Source organism: Streptococcus suis (genome assembly GCF_902702775.1).
GTDB classification, from domain to species: Bacteria; Bacillota; Bacilli; order Lactobacillales; family Streptococcaceae; genus Streptococcus; species Streptococcus hashimotonensis.
On sequence record NZ_LR738724.1, the window covers coordinates 609,812 to 625,516 of the forward strand.

Here is a 15,705-nt window from a genome sequence, read left to right on the forward strand (position 1 = left end):
TATGATTACAGTATTGATGGCTACATATAATGGAAGCCCATTTATAATAAAACAGTTAGATTCAATTCGAAATCAAAGTGTATCAGCAGACAAAGTTATTATTTGGGATGATTGCTCGACAGATGATACAATAAAAATAATAAAAGATTATATAAAAAAATATTCTTTGGATTCATGGGTTGTCTCTCAAAATAAATCTAATCAGGGGCATTATCAAACATTTATAAATTTGACAAAGTTAGTTCAGGAAGGAATAGTCTTTTTTTCAGATCAAGATGATATTTGGGACTCTCATAAAATTGAGACAATGCTTCCAATCTTTGACAGAGAAAATGTATCAATGGTGTTTTGCAAATCCAGATTGATTGATGAAAACGGAAATATTATCAGTAGCCCAGATACTTCGGATAGAATCAATACGTACTCTCTAGAAAAACTATTGCAAGCTTGGCCATCGGGGTATCAGACTGCATACAGGGCAGAAGTGCTAGGTGATATGATAAATAGAGAGTTTTATAAATTTCCGTATTTTCAATTTCATGATGTATTATTTGGGATGCTTGCGTGTGTTTATGGTGACGTAATAGAGATAGATTCAATTTTAGATAGTCATCGTTTACACTTAAATAATGTTACATTATCCTCTAGTAGCAAGTCGTTTCACAATTCTTTGGGGAGTCGTTTAGATTACTATATGAAAATGTATAATCGCTATGATTTTGTTGCCCAGGTTGCTTGTGATGGAGAAAATGATGATGTAGAAAGGATTTCTAAAAATTATTATGAGCTTTATACTGCAAGATATAACTTCATTAAAAATTGGAATATCTATTCTATACTTAAATTATACCAATTAAGAAATTATTATAATGGTAAACGAGCGTTTATAAGTGACATTGTGTACGCACTTCGTCTACATAGCGTATTTGGGATGATTGTAAGTAAATTCAGGAGATAGGAATGAGAAGTACATCAAAAATTGAGTGGGAACTGGCTTTAGATAAAGCATTTCAAGGAATGTATCAGACTATAGATGCTGAGCAATTAAAAAAATTACAACAAGCATATTTAGATATGTTTGTCTTGCTAAATAAAAAGTGTCAGAAAATTGGAATAAAGCCTATGATGGTAGCAGGTACATTAATTGGTTCTTTAAGACACAACGGCTATATCCCATGGGATGACGATATAGACTTAGTGTTACCAAGAAGTGATTATGAGAAATTTAAAATTGCAATGAAGGATGACGATGATTTTTTCATAATTGATCCGGCACAAAATCGTAGTAGTATCCACAAAATGTTAAAAATTCAGAGTAAATCACTGACATTATTTGACGTGATGGGAGAGGGGTTTAGTAAAAAGAAATATCTATATTTAGATATGTTGCCTATAGATTATGTTTCTGATAATAACTTGAAAAATAAAGTTGTCGGCAGTTTATTTAAAATCCTCGATTTATCGTATTCGAGTTCAAGGTGTTTTAAGAAATATTCTCCACATCTAAGTTATATGGCGACAAAGTCAAAAGAATTGAAGGGAAATTTATTTATTAGGAAATGTATTGGCTTGCCATCATATCTCATTGGACCACATAGAGTGTTTCAATTAATGGAAAGATTATTAAAATCGACAAAAAATGGTAAGAGTATGACCATTGCTTATGGTGTAAAAGGATATTTTGGAGAAATTGTCTCTCATAAAGTTTTTTTACCAGAAGAAAAGTATTGGTTTGAAATTGACTACTTTTATGGTCCAAATGATGCGAATGCGTATCTAACCAATCGATATGGAGATTATATGAAACTTCCTTCGAAAGAAGAACAAGTGGAAAGACATATTCGATTGAGAGACGATTGGGAAAGTAAGATAAGATAGGTATAAGAAAATATGTTATTTTTTATAGCGATAATATTGAGCAGTACTTCTTTTTTATTTAGAAAATCTAGTTTTGTTTTTGGAGTCTGGGCGCTATTTTTTATTATATTATTTGGTTATAATACATATAATCCGGATTATATATCATATTCGAATATTTATAGATTGTTTGCTTTAGGAAATTATGATGGGAAATTGGGAGATATTGGGTATATAAGTTTAATGAAAGTAGGTATATCTCAGCAATTACTATTCCAACAATTTCTACAGATATTAGCAATTATTACAATTCTTCTGTTGTTTTATTCTATAGATAAATTGAGTGAGTATAAAAACTTAGTATGTGTTTTGATACTACTATACCCTTTGACAATTAGTATAGTCCAACTTAGATTTTTTATTGCATATACTTTGGTATTGTTAGGATTATACTTTCTAAATAAATCGTCAATCGGGAAAATTCTATTTTTTATACTAGTTATTGTAGCAACAACCCTTCATTTTTCATCCATTATTTTTTTAGTTCTTTTTTTAACGCAGTCTAAAAGTTTTAAACATATTTATATTAGCTTGATAGGAGTTTTAATAGCCCTACTGTCGATAAATTATTTGAATAGTTTTATACAAATCCCTTTAATTTCACAGGCAATTCAAAAATATTTTGTAACAAGCTTAGAATTCAAAGGAGTAGTCTTTGTTTCTAGAGTGGTATTTTTTCGATTAGGACCAGTATTATTTTTACATTCTCTATATATGTATTTTAAGCATTGTTTTGAAGATAGAGATATTTTTTTAATGAAAGCTACTAATATTATATTAGTAATTAGTATGTTTTTTGAAGTGATAAATTCTGAGTTTGAACGTTTTTCTAGATTAGGATATATACTTTTTTATATTATAGTGTTAAACGTTTGTTCGAGAATGAAATTGAAATATAATAGGGAAATAATTCTAACACTATTAATTATTTTCTCTCTAACTAATTTTTGGTTTCAAAATTTTTATCGAAGCTCAGGTGGGATTCAATTCTTTGACAGTGTATTTAGAGCGATTTTTGAAAATAATTTATTATTAGATTAAGTATTTGAGTAAAAATGAAAAGTTTAATTAAAATTTTAAGAAAGATAATTAAGAGCGGTAGAGTAAAGCAACTTATAAGTAATAGACTTGTTTTCTTCACGGCTTTCCAATTGCTACTTCAACCCAAAACTAAGAAGTCCTTAGAAATTTTACAAGTTTCTATAGACCAAAAAATTATGCGAAAACTCAGGAAAAAATATAAAACAGATATAGAATATTTTAAAGCTAACATCAACAATTTCAAATATAAAGAAGATAGCGACGAGAAGGTAGTGTGGGTTCTGTGGTATCAAGGGATAGAAAATGCTCCTAAATTGGTTAAACATTGTTTTGAATCTTTAAAACGGAATTTGCCTGAGGATAAAAAAATAATTTCCTTAGATGAAAGTAATTTATCCCAATATATCGACTTACCTGTATTCATAGTAGAGAAATTTCATTCAGGAAAGATTTCACATGCTCATTTTTCAGATATTGTTCGTATTGAATTATTATCAAAATATGGTGGGACATGGGTTGATGCAACAGTGTTTATGAGTTCTCCCATTATTCATGATTATTTTTTTGAATCTGATTTATTTTTGTTTCAAGAATTACGCCCAAATACATTTGGACACAGTAGGAGAATATCTAGTTGGTTTATGACTGCAAAAGCCAATAATGAGATTATATTATTGACGAGATTTTTATTGAATAAATATTGGGAGAAAAACAATAGCTTGCTTGAGTATTTTCTATTGCATTGTTTTTTTGAAATGGCTATAGAAGCATATCCTGAAGTCTGGAAAGAGGTAATTCCGTATAGTAATTCGCACCCACATATTTTACAATTTAGGATGTTTGATAATTTTAATAATCAGCATTGGCATGAGATTTCTAGCATGATAGAAGTACATAAGCTAACCTATAAGTATGAACAAAAGGATTACAAAGGAACTTACCTTGATGAAGTTATTTTACAAGAACATGTGTAATAAAAAGAGGGAGAAGATATGGTAGTTTCAGCAGTCATTTTCGCAGGTGGTTCTGGTTCGCGAATGAAAACCACGACAAAGCCAAAGCAATTTCTAGAATTGCATGGAAAACCTATTATTATTCATACGATTGAACATTTTGAGAATCATCCATTGGTTGATCAAATTGTTATTGTATGCATTGAGGGATGGATTGAGTATTTAGAAACACTGCTTTCTAAGTTTCAAATTAAAAAAGTTGTAAAAGTAGTTCCAGGTGGGACAACAGGTCAGATGTCCATTTTTAATGGGCTTGAAGCATTGTCTGGGAATATAGAAAACGATGACATTGTTCTGATTCATGATGGTGTGCGTCCACTTATTGATGCAGAAATTATTACGAACAATATTGAGTGTGTAAGAAATAATAGGACTGCAATTACTGTTAAGCCTGTTATTGAAACAGTCATTCAAGTGAATGAAGATAATGCTATTACAAATGTTGTTGATAGGGATTCCTGTCAGACTGCAGTAGCTCCTCAGAGTTTCTATCTTGCAGATATTTATTCACTACATTTAAAAGCACAAGAAGATGGTTTAATCAATATGACTGATTCAGCAACATTGGTTCGTCATTATGGTCTAGATTTATTTACCGTGATGGGAGGACCTGAGAACATAAAGATTACAACTCCTTCAGATTTTTATATTTTTAGAGCTATTTACGATTCAAGGGAAAATGCTCAAATTTTTGGATAGGGAATAATATGTTAGATTCAACTTTAGAAAAAGACTGTATAGCTTTTGTCAGAGAAAATTCAGAATTGCTAACTGACTTGACTAATAAGACGGTTTTTGTGACTGGGGCTACAGGTTTAATCGGGAGTCACTTAGTTTACTCGCTTGTTTTTGCAAATCGTCTATTACAGACCAATATAAAAATAGTGGCCGCTGTTCGCTCTAAAGAAAAGGCTATGTATAAGTTTGCGGATTGTCTGAGTGAGATCGACTTCCATGTTTCGGATATTAGTCAAGAACAATCTTATGCTGGGGATATAGATTTTATTATTCATGGTGCAAGTGTGACTGCTTCCCGTGATTTTGTTGAAAAACCTGTTGATACTATTTTTACTGCGCTAAATGGGACAAAAAATATTTTAGAGTTAGCAAAAGTGAAGAAAGTAAAAAAGGTTGTCTATCTGTCTTCGCTTGAGGTCTATGGAATAAACGAATCGAAAGAATCAATATCAGAAGATGATTATGGCTATATTGATTTCACTCAGGTTAGAAGTAGTTATTCAGAAGGAAAACGAATGGCAGAATGCCTGTGTGTTTCCTACGCAAGCCAATTTCAGGTTCCAGTTAGCTTAGCTAGATTAACACAAACTTTTGGACCAGGTGTTGAATATCAGGACAATCGTGTGTTTGCTCAGTTTGCCCGTGCTGTTATTGAAAGCAAGCCAATTACATTGCATACCAAAGGTGAAACAATGCGTAGTTATTGTTATACAAAGGATGCAGTAGCTGCAATTATACATATTTTACTTAAGGGGGTCTCTGGACAAGCATATAATGTAGCTAACGAAGATACCTATACCTCAATTTATGATATGGCTATATTGGCAAGTCAACTTGATGAAAATAATATTTGTAAAGTTAAGGTTGATTTACAAGATATTAATCAACTAGGATATAATCCAACTGTTAAAATTAATTTAGAAACTAAGAAACTAAAGGAATTAGGTTGGAATCCGACAGTGCAGTTAAAAGCTATGTTTCAATCATTAATCACTTCTATGAAAGTGAATAAGGAGAACCATTGAAAAAGTTATTGTTAAACTCTAGCTATGCTATTACATCAAATCTGTTATCACTACTTGTTTCAACCTTAGTCATTCTCATTTTACCCAAATTAATTGGAGTTGAGGAATATGGTTATTGGCAATTGTATCTTTTCTATACAAGTTATGTTGGATTTGCTCATTTAGGTTGGATTGATGGTATCTATCTAAAATATGGTGGTGAAGAGTATGAGCGACTGGATAAACAAAAGTTTTTCTCACAATTCATTGCCTATTCTCTTTTTCAAACAATAATTGCCATTCTGATTTTTGTCGTAGGCAATAGCATAGATGTCGGGACGAATAAAGAATTTATCTTCAATATGCTATCACTAACCTTGCTAGCAACCAACCTTAGATTTTTTGTTATTTATTTGTTACAAACGACCAATCTAATTAAAGAGAGTGCAAGAATAATGATTCTCGATAGAGTTCTGTACATCTGTTTATTGTTGGGACTAATTGCTGGTGGTATTTACAGCTATAAATTAATGATAGTAGTTGACGTGATTGGACGATTTATTTCTCTTTTTTACGGTATCTATCTTTGTAGAGATATAATAGTTCACAAGCTTACTTTTTTTAAGTTTGATATTTCAGAGGTTATTGATAACATAAAAGTTGGTAGCAATTTGATGCTTTCAAATGTTGCTAGTATGCTAGTTATTGGGACTGTTCGTTTGGGAATTGAGAAGCGTTGGGATGTAGCAACATTTGGAAAAATTTCTTTGACATTGAGTATTTCTAATTTGATTATGACGTTTATCAATGCGGTAGGAATTGTCATTTTTCCAATGTTGAAGAGGACTGAAAAGAGTGAGTTACCCGAATTATATGTAAAAATTAGAACTTTATTAATGCCTGTTTTGTTGGGATTTTTATTATTATTCTTTCCACTTAGAACAGCGTTAATGATTTGGCTTCCTAAATATGCGGATAGTTTGCTATATATGGCGCTAATTTTTCCGATTTCGGTATTTGAAGGTAAAATGGCTTTATTAATTAACACATACTTGAAAGCTTTCCGTATGGAGAGAACAATACTATTTGTTAATTTGTTAAGTATGCTCTTAAGTGTTCTATTGACTATTGTTACAACTTTTATTTTTCCTAATTTAATATTGGCAACGCTTTCTATTACCTTCCTACTATTTTTCCGTTGTTTTCTTGCAGAAATATTGTTAGCAAAAAGCTTAGAAATTTCTGTTGCTTTAGATGCTCTAATAGAAGCAATCATTGCGGTAATATTTATTTTTGCTGCATGGGCTCTACCAAGTTTGGCAGGATTTTTAGTATACTTGGTTATTTATATTATCTATATGTGGATAAAGATCGGTAGTAATAAAAGCTTATTTACACGATTGAAATAATCAGAGTACTGAGTATATGAGGTAATTTTGAATGCCCAATTACGATTATTTGCAGCTCTTTATCAACTGTAGTGGGTAGATGTCAGCTAACATCTAGAGAGGACGAACTTCGTTCTCTCTTTCTTTACGTTCAAAGCAATCAAAATGCGTTTTTTAGAGTTTTCATCTTCCTGAAACCAAAGGCATTTCTTTTAATTACTTTGATGAGATTGTTGGTAGCTTCCAGTTTGGCGTTGGAATAAGGCAGTTCTAAATTAGTCAAGTACATCCGAAACATGGAAGGTTAGCTTTGTTTATCCTGTGACCTATTTCAGATGGTAATTTTTAAAACAGGATAAAAGCCCATTTTTTCAGGATTTAGTCAAGTAATCATAGCATTAATCTGGACAAACTTTAGTGGACATCTTTAGATGTTGCTGGAGAGAAATACCTCATAGTTAGTGTAAAAACCACCCATTTTCACGGGTGGCTATGATTTATGTACGAAGTAATGGTGTAATTTGATTAAGAGGGTTGTGCTCACTTAGAATTTCTACCTGCTTGCTTTGAGAGACATGGGTGTAGATTTGTGTCACATTGATGTTACTGTGGCCTAGTAAATGTTGTATTTGTCGAATATCGACGCCATTATCAAGTAACATAGTTGCAAAACTATAAACTGCATTTGTTTTATAGAGTTTATTAAAATTTTGGGAACTATATGTCTGTTTACACTAACCACAATATATATATATAGTATCTACAAGAACATCAAAAAAGGCGACTTCCAAGCTAGGAAATCGTCTTTTTGTATTTAGATATTTTCTGAATATGGTAAAGTTTGGATATAATTTTCAATCCATCTCCAATCAACTTCTTTATTGTGATTTACTGGTAACAATAATTTTGTTTTTTTAATTAAATCCATCTTAAATGCTCTTCCGTATGAATATCTATATCTTTCTTGATTCAGTAGAGTTTGAATAAATAGCCCCGTATATTTATTTAACCAATTTGCTCTAATTACAACAATGTGGTCACCCGCAACAAAAGGATTAGGTTGATAAGAAATAGTTGATGTCGTATCGCCTATCACAAGTGCATTGCCTTTTTCGATACCATTTTCCTCATCTTTTGAAACCCATCCATCTATAGAATTATTTAATTCTGTTCTACTGACAAATGGTAATTTACTTGGTTTTCGATTTTTAGAAAAATCCATATCAATTTTTGTATGGGCTTTAGCTTTGTATATATCAATACCTAGTTCTTCTAATGTAAATGAAACCCAGTTTTGGGAAGAAATATCAACATAAGTGTTTCTTTTAGTTTCAGGCAGTTTATACTTTAGTGATTTGATGAAGTTTTCCATAAAATCCCAATCTGGTATAAAACCAGAATCGGAGTATCGTTTACTTACATCAAGAACAGGTTCTCCATTGGGCTCTTTTTGAATAGGAAGTTTTAATCTGGAGTATTTCATTCTTTTTGGACGCCATTTTCGTCCATATCCCCATCTGTACCTATCGTGCATTATTACTGTTGCAATGAATAGAGCTGTAAATTCATTGAAGTCACCGTCAATTCTATATAAAGGATTAACATCATGACTACAAGTGAATAGTTTTTCTTGATAGTAAGCATATCCTACAGAACCATTGTTAGTGACACAGAGAGCATATGGGGGGAATATCTTATCGCTTAATTCCTGATTAGGTTCTTCTCCTGTCTTAGAAGCGGATTCGATTTCTTCTAATGTGAAATAATCTGTAACACCGTTATTTTTATCAGTAGCGCCTATAAAAGGAATAGTTCCCACTCCACTAGATTCTGGTTTCTTATTATAAAAACCGTTCTCCATACGAAATACCTTAGAAAAATCAAAAAATTCCCAATCTCGAGTATCAATCATTGCCACATTCTCCTTCTTTAACCAAGAAAGATAGATAATGATTTATAGTTCGTTGAAAATCATCAGAGTTAAGTGTTGAATAATCGGTTTCCATATAGGCTTCTGCAAGCCATTCATCTTCATATCCAACTTTTTTCATAACAGATAGACCAGCCATTTCACGTTTATTTCTATACAATGATAGCCATTTGGATTTTACTTGTTCCCATAAGCTATCACCGTTGCTATCAACTTTCTCAACACGACCTAAGCCTTTCCTTTTGATAAAATTATCATCTTTAAAATACCCAAAGAAGGTATCCTTATCAGATTTAGTATGATTTTGAGATAAATCAAATATCATACAGCAAGCAACAGCTGAAGCACCGGGATAGAACATTTCATCAGGTAAAGAAAAGACAGCCTCTAAAGTATATTTTTCAAGCATCTTTTTCTTATATAATTTAGTTTCTTTGCTATTGCCAATAGCAGCTTGCATGGGAAGTAAAACAGCGATTTTGGCAGTTTTATTCTTAATAGTCTTATCTTCGCCTTGACCAGTTACTTGCCGAGCGACCCACTCGACAAAATGAAGTCCTTTTGAAGGGTCTTGTGTAACTTTTGAAGCCCATTTTTTTGTATATTCAGGGTCACAACTCTTTTTGGTAGCATTATATGGCGGGTTCATAAGAATAACATCTATGTTTGCATCTGTAATCCATTTCCCCTTATTAAACATAGAATCCTGAATAATATTTGAATTACCATCTCCATGTATCAACATATTTGTTGATGATAGACCGAATGCTCCCTCTTCATATTCTATGCCAAAAATTTGATTCTTTTTAACAGCCTTACGTTCATCCTCAGTATTGCAATCATCCATAGCATCTGTCATTGCACGTACTAAGAAAGCACCACTCCCACAACATGGGTCGAGTACACGAGAATTTTTATTAACATTGACAACCTTACTCATAAAATCACAAATATGATCCGGAGTAAAAGCCTGATTTTTATCGGATTTTCCTACGTATTTGTTAAAAGTTGTAAAGAAGAGATTTAATAAATCTTGCCCTGCTGTATTTTTATCATTGATATAAGGGATAATATTATTGTCTATATAGGCTAATAGAGCTGTTAATTCCTGATAACTCAGACTGGTTACATCTTGGTCTTCCAACACTTTGTTATTGAGTATCGCTAACTTACCAACTTTATTTAACCCCCCACCTTGAGAGAGCAATCCTTCTAAAATATTTTTGATACTTTTTAGGATAGCTTGTTCAGGAGATAAATCATTTCCATCGGTATCTTTTGTAGGTTTTATACCTTCATAAACAAGTCCATTTTTAAGTGCTAATAAACAAGTTCCTACAAATTGACTTCGTAATTTCTCAGCAAGGCCGTCAGAATGTAACATTTCATTCAATACTTTAATTGAATCTACTACTTGTAATTTGTCGTTTACTTTTCCAAAACACAGTTCTTCATATTCTTCAAACGATAGAACTGTTGTTAGTTCAGTATTCATGTGTTCATCATCAATAATTACTGATTGACAATACCATGTCCAAGTGTCATTACCTTCTGTCTCAGTCAAAATAGCTACAATTTTTCTATCTGAATATGCCTTTTCATACTTTACATATTCTTGTAATTGTTTCTGAATTTCAATCTTATCCCAGTTATCGAATCTATCTTTTGTTTCAACCAATATGGCTAAACGGTCATTCTCAAAACGAATATCTATATGGTTACGTTTTTTCGTTGAGTTACTATTTCTGTAGTCAGAAATAGATTTACCTACAGCTTTCAATCCCTTAGAATAACTAAATTCACCATTTTCAAGATTAGTGGAGTAGTATAATTTGCCTATTTTATCAATAATTTCAAAACGGTTCATCATAACACCTCGAAATTATTGATAAAATAAATAGCCTCCTCACAAAAACGTGAAAAAGCCTGTTTTAGGGGTTGACAAAAAACACGTCCGATTACATAATCAGCGTGAGCTGTGAGCTGTGAGCTGTGAGCTGTGAGCTGTGAGCTGTGAGCTGTGAGCTGTGAGCTGTGAGCTGTGAGCTGTGAGCTGTGAGCTGTGAGCTGTGAGCTGTGAGCTGTGAGCTGTGAGCTGTGAGCTGTGATTGCATTCATACAAATCAATTCCTTTGCTATTTTTATAAAACTATTATATCACAAAAGGTAATTTCCGAAAAGAAGTATATCTATATTTACACTGGTTTGTTGATTTTTATGTTTTAAGTGATATAATGATTTTATAATACAGAAGGAGTACAGAAGTGTTAGGTGAATTTGAGTCATTGTATGATTTGATGAATGCTTTTCCAAATGACTATTACTGTGAGCAACATTTAGAAAAAATTCGTTGGAATGGTTATGTAGTCAGTCCTTTTGATGAAACATCTAAAGTCTATAAATGCAAGAATGGTAAATACAGATGTAAAAACACTGGTAAATATTTTAATGTTAGAACTGGTACAATGTTTGATAATACTAAAGTCTCCCTTCAAAAATGGTTTATAGCTATCTGGCTAATGGCCTCTCATAAAAAGGGCGTCTCCTCTCTACAACTATCAAAAGACATCAACGTTACACAAAAAACAGCTTGGTTTATGCTAGAGCGTATTCGTAGATGTTTCAGTTCAGAAAATAATAATAAATTGGACGGAACTGTAGAAGTAGATGAAACCTACATCAGTGGTAAAAATAAGAATCGCCATAACTCAAAAAAAGTTAAAAATGCCTAAGGTCTCTCCCTAAAAGATAAAATCCCAGTTGTTGGTATGGGTGCACGAGAAGGAAAATTGAATGCTCATAAAGTAACCGATACAGGCACAAAAACTTTAACAGAACAAATCGTAAAATTTGTGAAAGACGCTGCCCAGCTTTACACTGATGAATGGTTAGGTTATAATAAAGTTGCGAAAATGTACGACTATGCTTTTGTAAATCATGGTGCTCGTGAATATGTAATTGATGATGTTTATACAAATACGATTGAAGGTTTTGGGGCAGGTCTCAAACGTGGTGTACTGGGAATCTACCATTCTTGGTTTAAGAAATATCTACAAGATTATGTAGATGAGTTTGACTTCCGTTATAATACCCGAGGCATGGCTGACAACGACTGTTCCAATCTTCTATTGTCATCTTCAGAAGTTCGTACTACATACAAGGAGTTAGTCCATGGATAAACTACATGCAGAAATGGAGCGAACAGTTTCTAAAACAATTGATAATAAGCTAGTAGATTATCAAATTTCTCTCTCTGATAATTTTTACACCAAATATCTTAGTTACTATGACTGCCCTTACACTCAGGAAGTAGTTAAATCACACCGAAAATTTTTCCAAGACCTATCCTATTGTGCGATTTATCAAAAAATTGGAGAAGTTACAAAAATTAGCATACAAGCTCGACTTTCTGAGTTAGATACTTTAGTAGATATTTCAGATAATAAAGATGAATTTGATACTTTCTTTTACAAAAAGTTTCAGTTTAAACTACCTGAGATTCCATTTGAGGAAGAAAAGCTAGAACTTTCCAGTTTTGATTTACAATTGCAACAGGCTCTAAATTATAATCCTAAAGAAGATGAGCGGCAGAGAAAAAGAAGATAAGGAAGGTGCAAGATGGATTGGTACGACTACATGATAAAGGCATCAGAGCAATCACGGTTTAATGCTAGTCACTGGTTTCGCTATCTGCGAAAAGTTATTTTTGAAGACTATTCTTATTTGACAGAAGAAGATGTCGAAAAGTTATTAGCTTCTAAAGAATTAACAGATTTTCAAAAGGTCAGTTTGAAATATGCTATTCAAGAGCATACACCAACTCATGAATATGTTGTTTCGTTAAATAAGCCTGCCAAATTAACCAATGTACAAAAAATGATGGAGAAATACAGACATGGATAAAATGAAACCTGTTTTTGAAGCCTTGAACCAAGAGTTATCTCAAGCCAATCTTCATTTAACCATTATTTGTGTTGGTGGTTATGTTTTAGAGTATCATGGTTTGCGAGCTACACAAGATGTAGATGCTTTTTATGAAGAAAGTCAGAAAATCAACGAAATTATTGCTCGTGTAGGGCAACGCTTTAATTTGAATACTGACGAAGAACTATGGCTCAATAATAATGTGGCAAACATGAACAGACAGCCACCATTACATTTGTGTGAGACCCTATATTCATTCGAAAACTTAACTGTTTTAGTTGCTCCAATTGAATACGTATTGGGTATGAAGATGGTTAGCACAAGAGAGCAGGATTTGAAAGATATTGGAGCAATTATCAAATACAAACACTTCCGTTCTCCGTTTAATACCTTTGATGGTTTGAAGAAAATGGGGTTTGATAGCATTGATTTCTCCGTTCTCCTAGAAGGCTTCAGTCATGCCTATGGGATGGACTGGCTAGAAGAATTTTTTAAAGAAAATCAGGATAAACTGAGAAGATATTATTGATAGTCAAGATAGAAGAAAAGACGATTTCCTAGTTTGGAAGTCGCCTTTTTTGATGTTTTCGAAATACTACATATTGTTGTTAGTGTAAACATATATATAGTTTAAAAAATTTTTTAGTAAATGTTTTTAGGGTTTTTATAGTCGAATGAATTAGCTTTCAGACAAGGAACTGAGGCGCAGGCTGTACTAGAGTACGGCAAGTCGAAAGTGACGATGTATCAAAGCTAATTCAAATGACTATATATTATTTATTTCCTACTATTCTCTCTATTATTGCTAAACTTGATGAAGGTTGTATTGTCTGTTATAATATTGGATATTGCAAGCTTTAAGTGAAAGGTTTTAGGGAAGAGATTATCACAACTCATTCTTTATTGGTAATGAGACGATGGTATAAATGATAGTCTAGTAAAAGATTTGGAGAATTGACTTCCTTAGAAAGTTAAATGTAAAAACAATATGAAAAAATACGATTATCTAGTTGTTGGTGCAGGGCTGTTCGGTGCAGTCTTTGCTCATGAGGCAGCTAAAAAGGGTAAAAAAATAAAGGTTATCGAAAAACGAGACCACATTGCAGGTAACATCTATACAAAAGAAGTAGAAGGTATTCAAGTCCATGAATATGGCGCACATATTTTCCATACTTCTGAAAAAGAAATTTGGGATTATGTGAATCAGTTTGCGGAGTTCAACCGCTATACAAACACACCAGTCGCCAACTACAAAGGTGAAATCTACAATCTTCCATTCAACATGAATACTTTCAATAAACTGTGGGGCGTGGTGACCCCTGCTGAAGCAGAAGCGAAGATTGCAGAGCAACGAGCTGTTTTGGGAGGAAAAACGCCTGAGAACTTGGAAGAACAAGCCATCTCACTAGTTGGTACAGACATCTATGAAAAATTGATCAAGTCATATACCGAGAAACAATGGGAAAAACCATGTACGGAGTTACCTGCCTTTATCATCCGTCGTTTACCCGTGCGTTTGACTTATGATAATAACTATTTCAACGATAGCTACCAAGGTATTCCAATCGGCGGTTACACGCAGATTGTTGAAAAAATGTTGGAACATGAGAATATTGATGTTGAGACAAATGTTGATTTCTTTGCCAATAAGGAAGACTATTTAGCTACCTATCCGAAGATTGTCTTTACAGGAATGATTGACGAGTTCTTTGATTACCAACTTGGTGAATTGGAATATCGTAGCCTTCGATTTGAGACAGAAGTATTGGATATGGAAAACTATCAAGGGAATGCAGTTGTCAACTACACAGATAGTGAAACGCCATTTACTCGCATCATCGAACACAAACATTTTGAATTTGGTACACAAACGAAAACCATTATTACACGTGAGTATTCGAAGACCTGGAAACGAGGCGATGAGCCGTATTATCCAGTGAACAATGATCGTAACAACAAACTCTATACTGCTTATAAGCGCCTCGCAGAACAACAAGAGAATGTCATATTCGGTGGGCGTCTTGGTCATTATCGTTACTACGATATGCACCAAGTCATCGGAGCTGCCTTGCAGTGTGTGAGAAGTGAAGTTGGGGAATGATTTTGAGAAGTCATCAAAGTAGTAATTGATTCTTGTCAGAAGTCGGAATGCTCTTAAAATGTTAATCAAAAAAAACCAGAATTTCTGGTTTTTTTGATTATTGAATTGCTGCCAACAGGTCAGCTGCTTGTTGTTCGAGTTTTGTTAGAGTTTCGTCAGATAACTCCAATACACCTGTTCCCCAAGCTTCTGGATTGATGGTTGAACCTGTAAATTCACCAGCAATCTGAGTACGGATAAATGGAAGAAGGTGTTGGAAGTCTTTGAATAGGTGGTCGTGACCACTGTTTGCGACTGCAGAGACAGTTGTGATTTTATCTTGTAGGATAGATGGTCCTTTTGGATTGGATAAATCGAGCGAACGACTGAGCCAATCGAGAGCATTTTTTACAATGCCTGGGATTGCATAGTTATATACTGGTGAGAAAATCCAGATAGCATCCGCAGCGTCTACTTGTGCACGTAGCTCTGCAATTTCAGGAAGGATAGGTGTCTCGATGTCTTGGTTGAATAGGGGAATTTTTGCAAGATCAATGTAAGATACTTGAGCCTTATCAGTCAAGAACGCTTCGGCTTTTTTTGCCATTTGATGGTTAAAAGAACCGTCACGTAGTGAACCAACTAAAAACAATACGTTTGCCATGATGGC

At 33.2% G+C, this 15,705-nt stretch carries 14 protein-coding genes and 3 pseudogenes; 12 read left to right on the forward strand and 5 right to left on the reverse strand.

What is annotated here, in order from left to right:
- Position 1 precedes the first annotated feature (1 nt).
- Genes GPW69_RS03150 through GPW69_RS03180 form a run of 7 tightly spaced genes read left to right on the forward strand, consistent with a single transcriptional unit; the run spans position 2 to position 7,122 of the window.
- A complete protein-coding gene (locus GPW69_RS03150; RefSeq protein ID WP_024384931.1) occupies positions 2-958 on the forward strand; it encodes a glycosyltransferase in 957 nt (318 codons plus the stop codon).
- A gap of 2 nt (positions 959-960) precedes the next feature.
- A complete protein-coding gene (locus tag GPW69_RS03155) occupies positions 961-1,878 on the forward strand; it encodes a LicD family protein (RefSeq protein WP_024384930.1) in 918 nt (305 codons plus the stop codon).
- Between the two features lie 12 nt (positions 1,879-1,890).
- On the forward strand, positions 1,891-2,958 hold the full coding sequence (locus tag GPW69_RS03160) for an EpsG family protein (protein ID WP_024384929.1): 1,068 nt from the start codon (positions 1,891-1,893) through the stop codon (positions 2,956-2,958).
- A gap of 14 nt (positions 2,959-2,972) precedes the next feature.
- Entirely contained in the window at positions 2,973-3,932 is a 960-nt protein-coding gene (locus GPW69_RS03165; protein WP_024384928.1) for a capsular polysaccharide synthesis protein, read from the forward strand.
- Positions 3,933-3,950: 18 nt separating this feature from the next.
- Complete coding sequence (gene ispD / locus GPW69_RS03170) at positions 3,951-4,670, forward strand: 2-C-methyl-D-erythritol 4-phosphate cytidylyltransferase (protein ID WP_024384927.1); 720 nt, start codon at positions 3,951-3,953, stop codon at positions 4,668-4,670.
- A gap of 8 nt (positions 4,671-4,678) precedes the next feature.
- Positions 4,679-5,734, forward strand: coding sequence for an NAD-dependent epimerase/dehydratase family protein (locus GPW69_RS03175; RefSeq protein ID WP_024384926.1), 1,056 nt, complete (start codon positions 4,679-4,681; stop codon positions 5,732-5,734).
- Positions 5,731-7,122, forward strand: a complete 1,392-nt coding sequence (locus GPW69_RS03180) for a polysaccharide biosynthesis protein (protein ID WP_024384925.1) — start codon at positions 5,731-5,733, stop codon at positions 7,120-7,122. Before GPW69_RS03175 ends, GPW69_RS03180 begins: the two co-directional genes overlap by 4 nt.
- Positions 7,123-7,208: 86 nt before the next feature.
- On the opposite strand, the pseudogene GPW69_RS03185 reads toward GPW69_RS03180, so the two are convergent.
- The 4 genes and pseudogenes from GPW69_RS03185 to GPW69_RS03200 form a co-directional block, all read right to left on the reverse strand.
- Positions 7,209-7,378 (reverse strand): annotated as a pseudogene (locus GPW69_RS03185) (transposase); the annotation flags it as partial.
- Between the two features lie 220 nt (positions 7,379-7,598).
- Positions 7,599-7,778: pseudogene (locus GPW69_RS03190) on the reverse strand (tyrosine-type recombinase/integrase); the annotation flags it as partial.
- A 137-nt stretch (positions 7,779-7,915) separates the two neighbouring features.
- On the reverse strand, positions 7,916-9,013 hold the full coding sequence (locus GPW69_RS03195) for a restriction endonuclease subunit S (RefSeq protein ID WP_050584682.1): 1,098 nt from the start codon (positions 9,011-9,013) through the stop codon (positions 7,916-7,918).
- Complete coding sequence (locus GPW69_RS03200; protein WP_074391588.1) at positions 9,006-10,898, reverse strand: HsdM family class I SAM-dependent methyltransferase; 1,893 nt, start codon at positions 10,896-10,898, stop codon at positions 9,006-9,008. Before GPW69_RS03200 ends, GPW69_RS03195 begins: the two co-directional genes overlap by 8 nt.
- 430 nt (positions 10,899-11,328) lie before the next feature.
- On the opposite strand from GPW69_RS03200, the pseudogene GPW69_RS03205 reads away from it, so the two are divergent.
- The 5 genes and pseudogenes from GPW69_RS03205 to glf all read left to right on the forward strand — a co-directional run bounded on the left by GPW69_RS03205 (position 11,329) and on the right by glf (position 15,056).
- Positions 11,329-12,210: pseudogene (locus GPW69_RS03205) on the forward strand (IS1595 family transposase).
- On the forward strand, positions 12,203-12,637 hold the full coding sequence (locus tag GPW69_RS03210; RefSeq protein ID WP_044761802.1) for a hypothetical protein: 435 nt from the start codon (positions 12,203-12,205) through the stop codon (positions 12,635-12,637). The pseudogene GPW69_RS03205 and the gene GPW69_RS03210 overlap by 8 nt, the downstream one beginning before the upstream one ends.
- A 12-nt stretch (positions 12,638-12,649) precedes the next feature.
- Positions 12,650-12,934: a hypothetical protein gene (locus GPW69_RS03215; protein WP_024384920.1), complete on the forward strand. Its 285-nt coding sequence runs from the start codon at positions 12,650-12,652 to the stop codon at positions 12,932-12,934.
- Positions 12,927-13,484, forward strand: a complete 558-nt coding sequence (locus GPW69_RS03220; protein ID WP_024384919.1) for a DUF6036 family nucleotidyltransferase — start codon at positions 12,927-12,929, stop codon at positions 13,482-13,484. Before GPW69_RS03215 ends, GPW69_RS03220 begins: the two co-directional genes overlap by 8 nt.
- Before the next feature lie 459 nt (positions 13,485-13,943).
- On the forward strand, positions 13,944-15,056 hold the full coding sequence (gene glf, locus GPW69_RS03225) for a UDP-galactopyranose mutase (RefSeq protein ID WP_024384918.1): 1,113 nt from the start codon (positions 13,944-13,946) through the stop codon (positions 15,054-15,056).
- Between the two features lie 97 nt (positions 15,057-15,153).
- Here glf and GPW69_RS03230 read toward each other — a convergent pair whose 3' ends face one another.
- Positions 15,154-15,699, reverse strand: coding sequence for an NADPH-dependent FMN reductase (locus GPW69_RS03230; protein ID WP_024385507.1), 546 nt, complete (start codon positions 15,697-15,699; stop codon positions 15,154-15,156).
- Positions 15,700-15,705 lie beyond the last annotated feature (6 nt).